12 protein-coding genes are annotated in these 15,053 nt (G+C 59.2%); 2 read left to right on the forward strand and 10 right to left on the reverse strand.

All coding sequences use genetic code 11. From position 1 onward, the window contains the following. Positions 1-32: 32 nt before the first annotated feature. From M0808_RS27150 to M0808_RS27190, 9 genes are all read right to left on the reverse strand, one after another. Entirely contained in the window at positions 33-1,391 is a 1,359-nt protein-coding gene (locus tag M0808_RS27150; RefSeq protein ID WP_096796761.1) for a TolC family outer membrane protein, read from the reverse strand. 2 nt (positions 1,392-1,393) lie between these two features. Next, positions 1,394-2,743: an HlyD family type I secretion periplasmic adaptor subunit gene (locus M0808_RS27155; protein ID WP_247843069.1), complete on the reverse strand. Its 1,350-nt coding sequence runs from the start codon at positions 2,741-2,743 to the stop codon at positions 1,394-1,396. Then, positions 2,740-4,515 carry a type I secretion system permease/ATPase gene (locus M0808_RS27160; RefSeq protein ID WP_098964082.1) on the reverse strand — a complete coding sequence of 592 codons (1,776 nt, stop codon included), beginning with the start codon at positions 4,513-4,515 and terminating at the stop codon, positions 2,740-2,742. The genes M0808_RS27155 and M0808_RS27160 overlap by 4 nt, the downstream gene beginning before the upstream one ends. A 172-nt stretch (positions 4,516-4,687) precedes the next feature. Further along, complete coding sequence (locus M0808_RS27165) at positions 4,688-5,110, reverse strand: AprI/Inh family metalloprotease inhibitor (protein WP_247843095.1); 423 nt, start codon at positions 5,108-5,110, stop codon at positions 4,688-4,690. 92 nt (positions 5,111-5,202) lie between these two features. Continuing rightward, positions 5,203-6,666, reverse strand: a complete 1,464-nt coding sequence (locus M0808_RS27170) for a serralysin family metalloprotease (RefSeq protein WP_134786450.1) — start codon at positions 6,664-6,666, stop codon at positions 5,203-5,205. Positions 6,667-7,126: 460 nt separating this feature from the next. Next, the gene (locus M0808_RS27175) at positions 7,127-8,212 is read right to left on the reverse strand and encodes a polyamine ABC transporter substrate-binding protein (protein WP_247843070.1); all 1,086 of its coding nucleotides are present in this window, start codon (positions 8,210-8,212) and stop codon (positions 7,127-7,129) included. Between the two features lie 56 nt (positions 8,213-8,268). Then, a complete protein-coding gene (locus M0808_RS27180) occupies positions 8,269-8,613 on the reverse strand; it encodes a cupin domain-containing protein (protein WP_098964086.1) in 345 nt (114 codons plus the stop codon). A 31-nt stretch (positions 8,614-8,644) separates the two neighbouring features. Continuing rightward, positions 8,645-10,051 (reverse strand): FAD-dependent oxidoreductase, encoded by a 1,407-nt coding sequence (locus tag M0808_RS27185; protein WP_247843071.1) that lies wholly within the window; start codon positions 10,049-10,051, stop codon positions 8,645-8,647. Between the two features lie 52 nt (positions 10,052-10,103). After that, positions 10,104-10,919 (reverse strand): helix-turn-helix domain-containing protein, encoded by an 816-nt coding sequence (locus M0808_RS27190; protein WP_247843072.1) that lies wholly within the window; start codon positions 10,917-10,919, stop codon positions 10,104-10,106. Positions 10,920-11,182: 263 nt separating this feature from the next. Here M0808_RS27190 and M0808_RS27195 point away from each other — a divergent pair, with 263 nt between their 5' ends. After that, positions 11,183-11,455: a DUF1652 domain-containing protein gene (locus M0808_RS27195; protein WP_025109621.1), complete on the forward strand. Its 273-nt coding sequence runs from the start codon at positions 11,183-11,185 to the stop codon at positions 11,453-11,455. A gap of 59 nt (positions 11,456-11,514) precedes the next feature. Here the strand turns inward: M0808_RS27195 and M0808_RS27200 are convergent, their stop codons facing one another. Further along, positions 11,515-13,989 (reverse strand): UvrD-helicase domain-containing protein, encoded by a 2,475-nt coding sequence (locus M0808_RS27200; RefSeq protein ID WP_247843073.1) that lies wholly within the window; start codon positions 13,987-13,989, stop codon positions 11,515-11,517. A 278-nt stretch (positions 13,990-14,267) separates the two neighbouring features. Between M0808_RS27200 and M0808_RS27205 the strand changes: the two genes are divergently transcribed. Next, complete coding sequence (locus M0808_RS27205; protein ID WP_027612774.1) at positions 14,268-14,963, forward strand: pirin family protein; 696 nt, start codon at positions 14,268-14,270, stop codon at positions 14,961-14,963. The last annotated feature ends 90 nt before the right edge of the window (positions 14,964-15,053 follow it).

The following is a 15,053-nucleotide window of genomic DNA, read 5'->3' on the forward strand; positions in this document are numbered from 1 at the left end:
TTAGGGTGAGGGCCACTCCCAAGCCATGCACATTAGCGATGAGCAACACCGAACGCCTCATCCACCCGCGCCAGATCCTGTTCGTTCAACGTCCCCGCGTAGTAATGCAGCTTGGTCCAGGCCATCAAGTAGTCGTAGCGCGCCTGGGCCAGATCGCGGCGGGTGGTAAACAGTTGCTGTTCGGCGTTCAGCGCATCGAGGTTCGTCCGTTCACCGCCAAGAATGCTTTGCTTGGTCGACACCACCAGCGCTTCAGCCGAGGCCAGGGCCTTCTGGTAGGCGCGCAGTTTGTTGACGCCCGACAAACAGGCGCTGAACTGGCGACGCAGTTCGATCAGTGTCTCGCGGGTCTTGCCGTCGAGTTCGTATTCCGCCTGCTCCATGGTGCGGCTGGCCTGACGGGTCGAGGCCGATACCCCGCCACCGGCATACAGTGGCACGTTGACTTCAAAGCCGATGGTGTTGGTGTCGTAGCGCTGGTTATAGGTGTTGCCGCTGTCCGATTCAGTCTTGCGGATCGACGCGTAGGCACTGACTTTCGGCAGGTGCCCGGCGCGGTTGCGCTCGACTTCGTACTTGGCCACTTCCACCGCCTGGCGTTGCGACGCCAGATTGGGGTTGTTGCTGATCGCCAGCTCATGCCAGGTGTCGTAGTTGGCTGGCATCAGCGCGAAAGTCTGGAAATTCTGATCCAGTGGCGCCAGCTCGCTGATGTCCACCGTCTGCACGCCGACCAGCGCGCCCAGCTCACGCAGCGCGGCGTCCTGCTCGTTGCGTGCCTCGATCTCTTCGGCGGTCGCCAGTTCGTAGCGCGACTCGGCTTCGAGAATGTCGGTGCGGGTGCCCTCGCCCTGTTTGAACATGTGTTCGTTCTGCTGGAACTGCTGCTCGTAAGCCTTCTTCTTGGCCTGGGCGATGTCGATCTGATCCTGAGCGAACAAGGCTTTGGTGTAGTTGTCCAGCACCCGCACCAGCAGCTCCTGACTCTTGCCGCGAAACGCCTCGTCGGCGAACAGCGACTGCGCCACGCCTTTGCGATACGCCGCGTAGGCTTCGTAGTCGAGCAACGGTTGCTGCAAGGTCAGGGTCGAGCCATAGCTGTTGTAGTTGCGGTCTTCGGTGAGGTTGCCGCGGGCGGTCAGTTGCGTGGCCTTCGAGGTGTTGTGACCCCGGTTGTAGTTGTAACCCAGTCTCGGCAACAACCCGGCGCGGCCGATGGTGCGGTTTTCCAGGCCCGCGTCGCGCTCCTTGATCGCGCCGAGGAACACCGGATCGTTGCGCAATGCCTGTTCGTAGACCTCGAATGGCCCCATGGCCGCCAGCGCGCTGTTTCCTGCGAGCAGCGCGAACGCTGCTCCCAACATCGAAAGCTTATTCATACAGCCGAACATCCTTATTCTTCAGTCAACGCAGAGCCAGCGCGATCGAGCAGTGGTTTGAACAGGTAGTTGAGCAGTGACCGTTCGCCCGTGCGCACGAACATTTCCGCCGGCATACCGGGCTTGATCACCAGGCCCTGGAGTTTCTCCATCGCCTGATCACTGACGCTGCTGCGCAACACGTAGTACGGCACGCCGGTTTTCTCGTCGACCATCTGGTCGGCGGAAATCAGGCTGACCTCACCCGGTACACGCGGGGTCTTGCTCTGGTTGAACGCGGTGAACAGGATGTCGACCGGCAGATGCGTGCCGACCTTGTCGATCAGGTTGATCGGCAAGTGCCCTTCGACTTCCAGGGTGGTGCCTTGCGGGACGATCTCCAGCAGGGTTTCGCCCTGACGCACCACGGCGCCTTCGGTGTGCACGCCAAGGTTGACCGCCACGCCGTCGGCGGTGGCGAGGATCTCGCTGTGTTGCAGGTCGAAACCGGCCGAGGTCAGTTGCTCGGACAGGGTCACGCTTTTCAGCTGCGCGTCGGCCAGTTGCGTGCGCACTTCCTTTTGATATTCCTCGCCATGCTGTTGCAGTTTCAGGCGCGATTCGAGGATGCCCTGCTCCACCCGGCCGCTTTCACCGGTGTTTTCCGCCAACTGCTGCTGCACTTGCGACAGCTGCCGCTGGTACTCCATCAAACGGTTGCGCGGGATGTAGCCGTTGTCCGCCAGTGGCTGCAGGTTGCTCAGTTGCTGTTGCAGCGAATCGGCCTGGGCGTTGAGGTCGGTGCGGGCGCGGCGCATGCCCGCCAGCTGCGCGGTGGCGCCTTCGATGCTGGCGCGCAGACCGGCCTGCTCGCGGTAGAACGCTTCGCGACGGCTGCTGAACAGTTGACGCTGGCCTTCAAGAACCAGCGCCAGACGCGGATCCGCGTTGTTACTCAGTTCGGCAGGAAAGGTGATCTCTTTGAGGTTGTCGCGCTCGGCCTGCCAGCGTGCGAGGCTGGCCCAGGCCATGCGGTACTGGGCTTGCAGCGACTGCACGTCGGCGGCGACCTGGGTCTGATCGAGGCGGAACAACGGTTGACCCTGCTTCACGATCTCGCCTTCACGTACCAGAATCCGGCTGACCACGCCGCTGCTCATCGACTGCACAGCCTTGCGCTTGCCCGAGACCACCACGGTGCCCTGCACCGGAATGCCCTGATCCAGCGGCGCCAGTGCGGCCCAGGTGAAGAAACTGCCGGCGCCGACGATGGCCAGAATCCAGCCCATGCGGGCGAAGAATTTCGCATCGCGCTCCGGGCGCTCGGTGACGTACGCGTGTTCCATGGAGGCTTCGTTTTCAGTGTTCATGCTGGCGCTGCTCATACACCCGAATTCCTTGTCGAGGGCTGGTACTGCCGGCTCATGCTGAGCCCGCCCGGTGCCTGCGCGGATTTTTCCCGTTGTTGTTCCTGAGCGCCGGACAGCGCCTTGAGCACTTCCTGACTGGCGCCGAACGCCTGCAAGCGGCCATCGTTGAGCACCAGCAGTTTGTCCGCCTGAGCCAGTACCGAAGAGCGATGCGTCACCAGCACCACGGTGGTGCCCTTGGCCTTGAGCTGGGCGATGGCGCTGGCCAGCGCGGCTTCACCAACAGTGTCGAGGTTGGAGTTCGGCTCATCGAGCACCACCAGGCTCGGATCGCCATACATCGCACGGGCCAGGGCCACACGCTGCTTTTGACCGCCGGACAAGCCACTGCCGTCCTCGCCCAGTTGCGTGTCGTAGCCTTGCGGCAGGCGCAGAATCATCTCGTGCACACCGGCCTGTTGCGCGGCGGCCACGACCTTCTCCGGGTTGGCTTCGCTGAAACGGGCGATGTTCTCTGCGATGCTGCCGCTGAACAGTTCGATGTCTTGTGGCAGGTAGCCGATGTACGGGCCGAGCTCGTCGCGGTTCCAGCGATGGATGTCCGCACCGTCCAGGCGTACGGTGCCGCCGAGAGTCGGCCACACGCCGACCAGCACTCGGGCCAGGGTCGACTTGCCGGAACCGGAGGCACCGAGCACGCCGAGCACTTCACCAGCGCCCAGATTGAAATTGATCATCTGCAGGGTTGCCGCGCGCTGCCCCGGAGGGCCGGCACTGACTTGCTCGAAGGTGATCTGGCCTTTCGGCGCCGGCAGCGCCATGGCGTCGTCACTCGGCGGGAACGCCTGCAGCAAAGAGTCCAGACGACGATAGGCCAGCTTCGCCCCGCTCCACTGTTTCCACACGGCGATCAACTGGTCGATCGGGCTCAGCACGCGGCCCATCAGGATCGAACCGGCGATCATCATCCCGGCGGTCATGTCGCCCTTGATCACCAGTAACGCACCGAGGCCCAGCACCAGCGATTGCAGGCACAGGCGCAGGGTCTTACTGATCGAGCTGATCACCGCGCCGGTGTCGCTGGCCTGATTCTGCAGGCCGAGGAAACGCGAGTGCACACCGAACCAGCGCTTGCGCAACGCGCCGAGCATGCCCATGGCCTGGATGGTTTCCGCGTTGTGCAGGTGACTAGTGGCCAGTTGACTGGACTTCTGCGAGTAACCGGCGGCTTCGCCCAGCGGCTTCCTGGTCATGTATTCGTTGAGGCAGGCCAGCGCAATCAGCAGCAGCGCGCCGGCTGTGGCGAGCACGCCCAGCCAGACGTTGAACAGGTAGATGACAAACAGATAGACCGGGAACCACGGCGCATCGAAAAACGCGAACAGGGCCGGCCCGGTGACGAATTGGCGAATGTGGGTCAGGTCGCCCAGCGATTGCCCGGCGTTGCCCTCGCCCTTGAACAGGTTGCGCTCGAATGCTGCCTGATACACCCGCAGGTTGAAGCGGCGCTCCAGTTGGCTGCCGATGCGGATCACGATGAAGCTGCGGATCACCTCCAGCATGCCGATGAAGGCAAAGAAGCCAACCACCATCAACGACAGCATCGCCAACGTCGTTTCGTTCTGCGAAGACAATACGCGGTCGTAGACCTGCAGCATATAAATGGAGGGCACCAGCATCAGCACGTTAATCAGTGCGGTAAAGCACCCGACGCTGATCAGAATGCTTTTATAGTCACCCAAAGCCTTGAACAAGGGAGCGGTGGCTGGGGCCTTCGCCATCTTCATTGTTTCTTCCTGAAATGATAGATCCCGCCAGACTTCGACGAGCGCTCAATTAATGTTCCGCCTACCTGCGAAAGATGTTTTGCAAGTACTCGCTTACCATTCAACAACAACTGCGACGATCACTTATAACGTTCAAACACTGCCATATATTCAAATTGGATTAGTTGAGCGTTTATTTCGTCGCGCGTTCGAGTGTAACAATCAGGCCCGACTTCAAAGTGCTGGAATAGAGCCCGTCACCTTGTCGGCTGAAAAACACGATTCTTGAACCTTCCTTGCCGGTGATCGAAATTCCGTCGGGTTCCGGAAACCAGCCGATGGGTGAATCTTCCAGCCATGCGCCGAGGCATTCGGCGCCCTTGCCGACGGTCTGATTGGCTTGCAGTTCGAGGGCACAGGTGTTCGACGGTTTATCCTGCAGCTTTTGCGCTTCGGGCGCGTCATTTTCAGTGCTCAACGTCGCCTGCCATTGCCCGGCAAAAACCGATGGATCTTCAAGTCTGAGGCTGCTTGCCATGGTTGTTTCTCCAGAAATCATGATCAGCGCCGCCGAAAGCCACGCCATTGCCTTGTAGGTAAAAACTTTACAGATCATCAGAAAATTCGCTCCAGCACCTAGCCTTGCCCAGCCATCAACACGATGCAAGCAAAGAAAGCGGCGCATCAACCGCCGCTTCCCGTTTCACATCACGCCACGATGTCGCTGGTCGCTGCCTGGCCCACGGTGCTGACCTGGAAGTCCGCCACGCCGTGCCCGGAGAAGTCCACCGACAACAGGCTGTTGCCGCCTGACGATGTCAGGATCGCGTCGCCGGCCGAACCGGTGAAGCTGCTGACAAAGTGCAGGCCGGAACCGTTGGTGATGGCGCTCAGGTCGATTTTGTCCAGACCGCTGACGAAATCGAGGATCTGATCGATTGCACCCGGCTTGGAGTCGGAGCTGGAGGCGAACACGAAAGTGTCCGAACCCGCACCGCCCCACAGCTTGTCCGCACCACCAGCGCCGTAGATGATGTCGTTGCCGGCACCGCCCTTCAGCTCGTTGGACGCACTGTTACCGATCAGCAGGTCGTTGCCCGAACCACCAATGGCGTTCTCGATGGTCACGCCCTTGGCGATGGACACGTTACCGATCATGCCGCCAACGTCGGAGAACGAGGCTTCGTTGAGATTGATCTTCTGGTTCTGGGTGAAACCCGAGAAGTCGAAGGTGTCCTTGCCGCCCGCATCCCACACCGAGAACACCAGCTTGTCGCTCGACGACGAGGCACTGAGGAAATCGCGACCGGCGTTGGAGTTGAAGCCGTAGGTGGTGTCACCGGTACGGGTGTTCATGTTGGCACCGTACAGCTTCTGGATGGCCGCGATGTCATCCATCAGCGGGCCGGAAGCATAGGCTTCCACACCACCCTTACTGAAGTTCTGGGCGGTGTTGCTTTCGCTCCAGTAACTCATGAGGCTGTAACCGCGGGTGTCTTGCCCGTAGGAAGCATCCTTGTAAGTCGGGTTGCCTTCGCCGGCGTTGTAGTCGCCAGGGTGAGACAGGCCCAGGGTGTGGCCGATTTCGTGGGTCAGGGTTTGGCGCCCGTAATTGTTCAGGCCTGGGGTTTTGTTGACGTCGTAGCCACTGCCGGTCAGGTACCAGGATTGACCGTCATAACCAGGCTCGGTGCCTGGCAGGAACGCAAACGCCGCCGCACCTTCCTGGCCACCGCTGTAGTTACCGAAGGTCATGTGACCATCGCCACCACGGGCCGATTCGGTGAACGTGACGTTGGCGACATCCGCCCAGGATTGCATGGCGAGCACGGCCTGGGCTTTCTGCAGGGAGCTGAACTGACTGAAACCGGTGACGCCCAGGCCGCTGAAGTTAGCGGTTTTGGCGGTCAGAAAGGTGTAGGTCAGTTCGATCTTGCCGCTGTTGTCGAGGTCGTGCCAGGAGGCACCGTCGCGCAACAGTTGAGTGGCGGCTTGATCCACCGAGAAGGAGGGTTTGCCATTGACCGTGAGGTTGCCGCCACGATCGTATTGATGGCTGAAGCTATTGATCTGGTTCCAGGCAGAGCTGGTCGCAGCCAGAGATTGCGCTGCGCCGACAGGCACGAATGTGTCTGCGGTGATATCAATAGCGTTCGCTTTTACTTTCGACATAAACACACTTCCTTGTTTAGCAATGGAACAGTTTTTGTCAGATAGCGACGATCCCTGGCGAGATCGTCCTATCACTCGCCCAATGAAGGCGTAAGAAACCTGACACAATTTGAAATCTGTCGTCTAGCATTTTTTTGAGATCAAAACCGACTGTTCCGTCAAATGCCCGTAAACAATGACTGCGGGGTCGAAAGATTGTTATGAGGTGTTTGTTCTCGCCTAATTGTCTGACGATTTTCTATTTAAATATTAAATATCGGTAAGTTGCTTTTTGATAGATACGTCTCACTTTGCTGCACTCTATTAGTGCGATGCCAGTGTATTGATATCAAATAAAATGCTGCGCTGAAAACACATTGTGGGAGCGGGCTTGCTCGCGAATGCGGCTTATCAATCAACATAATTGCTGACTGAACGGACGCATTCGCGAGCAAGCCCGCTCCCACAGGAATGAAGTGAATCAACTACCCGTTCGAATCTTGTTCCACACCCGCGTGCGGATCCGGTCAATGTTCAGCGGCATTGCCTCCAGCGCAAACAGCTTGCCCATCATCTCCGGGCTCGGATAGACCTTGGTGTCACCCTTGATTGCCGGATCGATCAGGCTGTCAGCCTGCTCGTTGCCGTTGGCGTAGTGCACGTAATTGCTGATGCCGGCCATCACGTCCGGGCGCAGCAGATAGTTCATGAACGCATAACCGGCCTTCTCGTCCGGCGCATCGGCGGGCATGGCGACCATGTCGAACCAGATGGCGGCGCCTTCCTTGGGAATCGCGTAACCGATGTCGATGCCGTTCTTCGCTTCCTTGGCGCGGTTTTCCGCCTGCAGGATGTCACCGGAGAAACCGACCGCCACGCAGATATCGCCATTGGCCAGGTCGCTGGTGTACTTCGAGGAATGGAAGTAGCTGACATACGGCCGCACTTTCATCAGCAATGCTTCGGCTTTCTTGTAGTCCTCGGGGTTCTTGCTGTGGGGCGGCAAGCCCAGGTAATTGAGGGCTGCCGGCAGCAATTCCGGGCCGTTATCGAGGATCGCCACGCCGCACTTCTGCAGTTTTTCCATGTATTCGGGCTTGAAGATCAGATCCCAGGAATCCACTGGCGCGTTATCACCCAGCACCGCCTTGACCTTGGCGACGTTGTAGCCGATGCCGGTGCTGCCCCACAGATACGGAAAGCCGTGCTCGTTGTTCGGGTCGTTGACCTGCAAGGCCTTGAGCAACACCGGGTTGAGGTTCCTCCAGTTCGGCAACTGGCTCTTGTCGAGCTTCTTCAGCGCCCCGCCCTGGATCTGCCGCGCCATGAAGTGGTTGGACGGGAACACCACGTCATAACCGGATTTGCCGGTCATCAACTTGCCGTCGAGGGTTTCGTTGCTGTCGTAGACGTCATAGGTGACGCCGATGCCGGTGTCTTTCTGGAAGTTTTTCGTGGTGTCCGGCGCGATGTAGTCCGACCAGTTGTAAATCTTCACCGTTTCGGCGGCATGACTAATGGAGGCGGCCAGCAGCAGCGGCGCCAGAGCGAGGGTTTTCTGGATCATGGGGTCGATTCCTGTAGTGGCTATTTTTGTTGGCAGGCAATCAAAGGATCAAACAATCAGAAAATAAGGACGTAGCTCTTGCGCACGGTCTCCTGGATATCCCAGATGCCGAGCGTGTTGGCCGGCAACATCAGTGCGTCGCCACCTTGTATGTGCAGGGTTTCGCTGCCGTCGTCCGGGGTGAACGTGCAACGGCCGGAGATGAAGTGGCAGAACTCCTGTGCGGTGATCTGCCGGCGCCAGCGCCCCGGGGTGCATTCCCAGACGCCGGTTTCAACGCCGTCATCGCGCTCGACGCTGGTGGTCGAGGCAATGGCGACCGGCTCGCCGAGTGGCACGGCCACCGGGTTGGATTCATCCAGTTGCAGGCTGGCGGTGTTCTTGAACTGCGTAATGCTCATGGTGGGACCTGTCTTGTGAAGAAAACGGCGGTTAGTGCATGAAACCTTCCATGAAGCCCGCGACCTGACTGGCCAACTTGCGCCGCAACGGGGCGCTGGCCGGGTTGGCCAGGGTCTGGTCTTCGTGGACGAAACTTTTGATGATCGCGTTGTAGCCAAGCCAGCGGCACGGCTCCGGCTCCCAGGCGCGTAGCGCATGAATTCCGCCGTCCGGCAGCACCCACGGCTGATGCACCAGTTCGGTATCGCGCTCAAGAATCAGATCGGCCAGGGTGCGGCCGCCGAGATTGCTGGCACCCACACCCTCCCCGCCATAACCGCCGGACAGCGCAATGCCATTGGCGCGATCGCAGAGCATGTGCGGCTTGAAATGCCGGGACATGCCGAGGTTGCCGCCCCAGGCGTGGGTGATCTGCACGTTTTTCAGCTGTGGGAAAAGTTCGCCGAACAGATAGCGGCGCAGCTCGACTTCATCACGGGTCAGATCGAAGTTGTGGCGCAGTTTGCCGGCGAACTGGTAACCGCCGCGGGCGCCGAAGATCAGGCGATTGTCGGCACTGCGCTGGCCATAAGTGACCTGACGGCTGAACTCACTGAAGGCCTGGCCACGGTTGAGGCCGATTTCATCCCAGGTCGCTGCCGACAACGGCTCGGTGGCAACAATCAGACTCTGCACCGGCAACTGATAGCGACCCAGCGGTGGGAGCGTGACCGAATAGCCTTCGACCGCCGGCACAATCCAGCGACTGCGCACACTGGCCCTGGCCGTGCGCAAACTGCCGGACTGCCAATGCGTCACGGGGCTATTTTCGTAGATCTTCACGCCCATGTTCTGCACGGTGCGCGCCAGACCGCGCACCAGTTTCGCCGGGTGAATGGTCGCCACGTGCGGCGCATAAATGCCGCCGTAGGGTTTCGCCACACGAATCTGTTGCGCCAGTTGCTCGGGGTTCAGCCAGCGGTAATCGTTGTCGGTCAGGCCCTGGGCGTGCAGTTTGTCGAGGTATTCGCGCAGGCCGGTTTCCTGCTCCGGGTAACGGGCGGCGCAGTACAGCACCCCGCCTTTACGGTAATCGCAGTCGATGCCCTCACGTTCGAGGACAACTTCCACCTCATCGGGGATGCTGTGCAGCAGATCAAACGATGCGCGGCGTTGTTGTGGCGAGAGGCCGGCGAGCAGTCGATCCTCGCCCAGCAGGTTACCCATCAGCCAGCCGCCATTGCGCCCGGACGCGCCGAAACCGGCGGTTTGCGCCTCGACGATGGCGATATCGAGACCGGGGGCGAGTTTTTTCAGGTAGTACGCGGTCCACAGCCCGGTGTAACCGGCCCCGATGATGGCTACGTCGACATCCAGATCCTGCTCCAGCGCCGGCCGCGCGGTGAGCGGCTCGTCGAGTTGATCCATCCACAAACTGATAGTGCGCCACGCCGGCATGCAAGACTCCGCCACTGAAAACCTTCGATGGCGTCGATCCTAGTGCGTGACTTCAATGGCTGTCTTGCGCGCGTGCCCGCAAAGAAATTTGTTTGGCGTAGGCCTTCGGCGACTGACCGGTGTGTTGGCGGAAACAACTGTAGAACGCTGACAGCGAATTGAAACCGGCAGCAAACGCCAGCTCATCGATACGCAGCGGCGGCGTGGCCTGATCCAGTGACTTGAGCAAGTGCTGCAAGCGTGCCTGATTGACGTAGCGGTAAAAGCTTTGGCCGAGCACCTGATTGAGCAGGTAGGAAATCTGGTTGCGGCTGTAGCCGCACTCCTTCGCCACCCGTTGCAGATCCAGTTCCGGATCGAGATACGGTTGCTGGCGTTCGAAATATTGCTGCAGATCCTCGGCCATGAAACTGATCTGGCGCGGCGACAGCCCCAAGCGACTGACCGCCGGGCGCTGACTGGGTGCGACAGCGCCGTTGGTTTGCGTGCGGACCAGCGAGGCGTATTCGTTGACCCGCCAGATCAGGCCGTCCTTGACCGTGATCGCTTCGCTGGATCGGAACGACACCAGCCCGTCGCCACCGCGCAAAGTCACTTCGTATTGAATGAACGCGGTGTTGCCATCCACGCGAATCCGGTCGCAATGCTCGAGCGCTTCGTCGGATTCTCGCGGCATGCTCACGCGCACGTACTCGCGCAATTCGTCGAGGCCGAGGACCCGATTCTGAAAGAAATCGTTGTATTGCACGTCTGGGTGATACAGCGCCATGACGCTGTCCAGATCGCGGTGCTTCCAGCTCAGGTGGTAGCGCATGACCGTGGCGGCCGTGGCCGGGGTCTGTTTGGGGCCGTCATCGTCGGCGTGCATAAAGGGCTCGGCGCAAAAGAACCGAGCTTGCCCAAGTTCGACAAAACGATCAACGAGCAAACCGTAGTGGCCATTTGGCGATGACTGATCCCGACGTGACTTACATCAAAAAACGCGCAGCAATCGCAAAATGAACTGAAAAATCTCACGGAAAATTCACATGCGGGTGCTACTTTTAACGTCACTGACCGGTTGAGCCAATGAAGGCTCTTCCCACCTAACATGAGCAAAAGGAAGCGCTCGATGAAGAAGGCGGGCAACACATGAATAAAGGCTCCAGTAAAGTCACGTTTCCCAATGCGTGCCAACTGATGCGTTGGCACTTTCATCCCATGGGTTTTGAGGCAACGATGGATGCGCCGGGCAGCATGATTGCCCGTCTGTTTGATCGTGCCAGCGGTGAAACCATGATCGCCATCGCCGGTATTCCTTGTGCGACGGTGATGAACGCGGCCGATGTCGAGCGCATCATTGAGGCTGTGGAAGACGAACTGGAGGCTTTCATTCCTCCGGAATCTCTCAAGAGTTACGCATAAGCTATTGGTTTATATAAAAAAGCCCGCCAATTCAGGCGGGCTTTTTTTGTGCTTGCGTGCTACGCGTTTTGCGGCTGTTTCCGGTGATCGGCGAAGAACGCCTTGCCTTGGGTAACCCGATCGGACGCCCTTGGCATGTTCACCGCCTGGTTATCCTGCGGCTCGACGTACCAGTAGCAATGGCTGACCGCCCGGGTGATACCAACGTAGGCCAGCCGCAGAATCTCGTCCTTCTGCGCCGTGTCATAAGGCTCACTGTCGCCAGCCTTGCCCAAGCCGGCCATGCGATACACCTGGTTCTTGTAGGGCGAACTGGTCAGGTGCTGGCAGTCACCCAGCAGAAATACCGCATCAGCTTGCAGACCTTTAGCGCTGTGGTAGGTCAGTTGCTTTAGGCGTCGAGCCTCGTACGGCAAGCTCGAATCAACATTAACTACCGGCTGAATATGCTGCTCTATCAATAACTTATCGCTACTTTTTCGATAGAGCATCAAGATTGAATCACCGCGATTGTAGTGTTCCGCCAGGCGCAGGCCCAAAGCCTGATCATCGCGCTCCAGCACATTTACCGGCTGCAACGCCTTGGGAGCACCGCTGGCCTTGGCCTTCTTGCCGGGGATTGCCGGCGCGGCGCGGACGATGTGTTCGGCAGCATCGATGATGTGCTGATGGCTGCGATAGTTGTCACTGAGCATCACCCGAGTAGTGCTCGGCGACGGGAATTCCTTGTTGAACTCCATGAAGTAACTCGGCGAACTGCCGCGCCAGCCGTAGATCGACTGCCAATCGTCGCCGACACACAGCAACGAAGAACGCTGCGCACCCCGCCCGACATGCATGGCCGGGCCGCGACTGCGGATTTCCGCGAGGCTGGCACGGATCCACGAGACGATTTGCGGCGATACGTCCTGAAACTCGTCGATCATCAAGTGCGACATGGGCCGCAGCAGCTCATCACTCAGCAGCTTCAGGTTCTCCGGCGAGTGCTCGCTGAACAGCGCAAACATCCGGTTGTAGGTCATCACCGGCGGCTTCTGATCAAGCAAATGATCTTCCAGGGCACGCCAGAACAGGCTCAGCGCCTCAAAGAAGAATCGGTCCGGGTCGTCTTTGGCAAAACTCATGCGGCCGACGGCATCCGGCACGTCCAGCCCAAGGTTTTCGATAAAGCCGGCCGCCGCAACAAAACAGTCCAGTAACGGCGCTGAGACCAGCTCACCTTTGACCTTGTAATCGAACCCCGGACCCGCGCTCGCATCGCCAGCCAACGTCGACAGAACCCGCTTTGATATTTCATAGCTATCCAGCCAAATCAATGGCTTACGACAGAAAGCTTGAAACAGGGTGCGTTTCACGGCCCATTCAGCGCGCAGGCTGAGCTTGGCATTGGGACGGCAGATTTGCGGGTTTTCCCGGGGATCGAAGCCGAGCACCACCCAGGCATCGAGGCTGGGAATGTAGCCGTGGCAGTGAAAGGCCGAACCGTTGATCTCGAACGTCTGCCGGCTGGGCTCGATGCCCTTGATCGGCCAGGCACCGGCGCGAAACCACAGGTCTTCGATGGCATCGCACAGTTCTTCGTCGCGTTTGGCTGCCAGTTCGGTCACCGCCATGCGCTTTTGCACGTCCGGGTGATCGCGCTCAAGCTCCTTGAGCTGCAAGGCAGCCTTGGCCAGTGGTTGAATCAACTGGCGGAAACGTTGGTCTTGATTGAATAACCGGTGGTAGCACGCGTTGAGCTGCTGGCGCTGGGCATCATTGATTCGCAGATCGAACGGGTTGCTGTCGACCTCCTCGTCAGCGCCTTGTGGCCGATTGCTTAGATTTTCAAAAGCCTGCAAGCGTTCGAACCCCGGCAGACTGCGTACCATCGGCAAAATGCGTGAGTGAAAGGTGCGCACCAGTTCCCGCGCCTGTTGCAGGCTCAATGGCCGCCCCCAGAGCGCGAACATCTCGATCAGCTTATTGATGAAGTCCTTGCGCGACTCGCGGGTGAATGTCACCACGGTCATCGAATCCAGCTCAAACCCCAGATAATGCGTGAGCAACAGGATGCGCAGCACCAACGTGGTCGACTTGCCTGCCCCGGCCCCGGCGATCACCGAGGTCGAGGGAGTGTCACTGAAAATCATCTTCCATTGAGCGAGGCTTGGCTGGGCATGCGCGGGCAGCAGGCGCGCCACATCGGCTTTCATGCGCTTCTTCAGCTCGGCGCTGAGTGGCAGACGCCAGTCGTCGAACAGATGATTATCGACGCTCGGCGGACGATGCTCGGTGCTGCGACTGTCACGAATCAGCAAAACCTGGCGGCCTTCCTCCAGCCCTTCAAGTTTTCCCTCTTTGAAGCCGTACTCCACACCCGCAGTGTGGCCGCTGCGAAAACCGTCAGCCTGGCCGTGCAGCCACGACGCACGGTGTTGAGCGCGCAAGCGTGTCAGGCCATGGCCGAAGAAACGTGCGGCGAGACGCTTGAACCATGGCATCTCGGCCAATGGACGAAGTTCGGGAGGAAGATCGGGAGTGTGTTGCGCCACGCTGAGGGGCTCCAGTGTGTGAGGCTGTTGGGGACTATGGTGGCTTTATTTGCTCATGAGTTCTAGCGAAATGCTTACAGCTCATTGGTTTAGGCGATGAACTGAAAGTTGCGTGAGATTATTTTGAGCCGGTTTCCCATCAACGGATTCGATGAGAATGCCGCACTTTTTACGCTTTTTCTCGATGGTTGACTGATGGATGATGCCCGTCATAACCGACGGTCTCGCTTCATGGCTTTGGCGTTACGCCCCATGACGAACCTTTTCAGGAGACGATCATGCTTGAACTCAGACCTTTCAATACGCTGGGCGGCGCTCACCACGGCTGGTTGGATGCCCATCACCACTTTTCGTTCGCCGAATACTACGATCCGCAACGCATGAACTGGGGCAATCTGCGGGTGTGGAACGATGACGTGATCGCCGCCGGCACCGGATTCCCGCTGCACCCGCACCGCGACATGGAAATCATCACTTACGTGCGTGAAGGTGCGATTACCCACCAGGACAACCTTGGCAACAAGGGCCGCACTGAAGCAGGCGACGTGCAGGTCATGAGCGCCGGCACCGGCATCGCACACAGCGAGTACAACCTGGAAGACAAAGAGACCCGAATCTTCCAGATCTGGATTCTGCCGACGGAAACTGGCGCGCCACCTTCATGGGGCGCTAAACCTTTCCCCAAAGGCCAGCGCGAAGGCTTCGTGACCCTCGCCAGCGGCAAGGACGGCGACGATCAGAGCCTGCGCATTCGCGGTGATGCGCGGTTGGTCGCAGCCAACCTCAAGGCCGGCGAAACAGCTGAATATCAGTTGGATGCCGGACGTCGAGCGTATCTGGTACCCGCCACCGGCCTGATTGAAGTCAATGGCTTGCGCGCACAAGCTCGAGACGGTGTTGCCGTCGAGCATGAGTCAATACTGACTGTGACGGCGCTCGAAGACAGCGAAATCGTGTTGGTGGATCTGGCTTGATCGCCTGATATGCAGGTAAAAAAAGGGGCGACCGTCATGGTCGCCCCTTTTTTGCAGCTTTTGTGGGGAGGGGATTCATCCCCGATAGGC

Origin of the sequence: Pseudomonas sp. MWU12-3103b, from assembly GCF_023100615.1 — a bacterium.
Classification (GTDB): Bacteria; Pseudomonadota; Gammaproteobacteria; order Pseudomonadales; family Pseudomonadaceae; genus Aquipseudomonas; species Aquipseudomonas putida_A.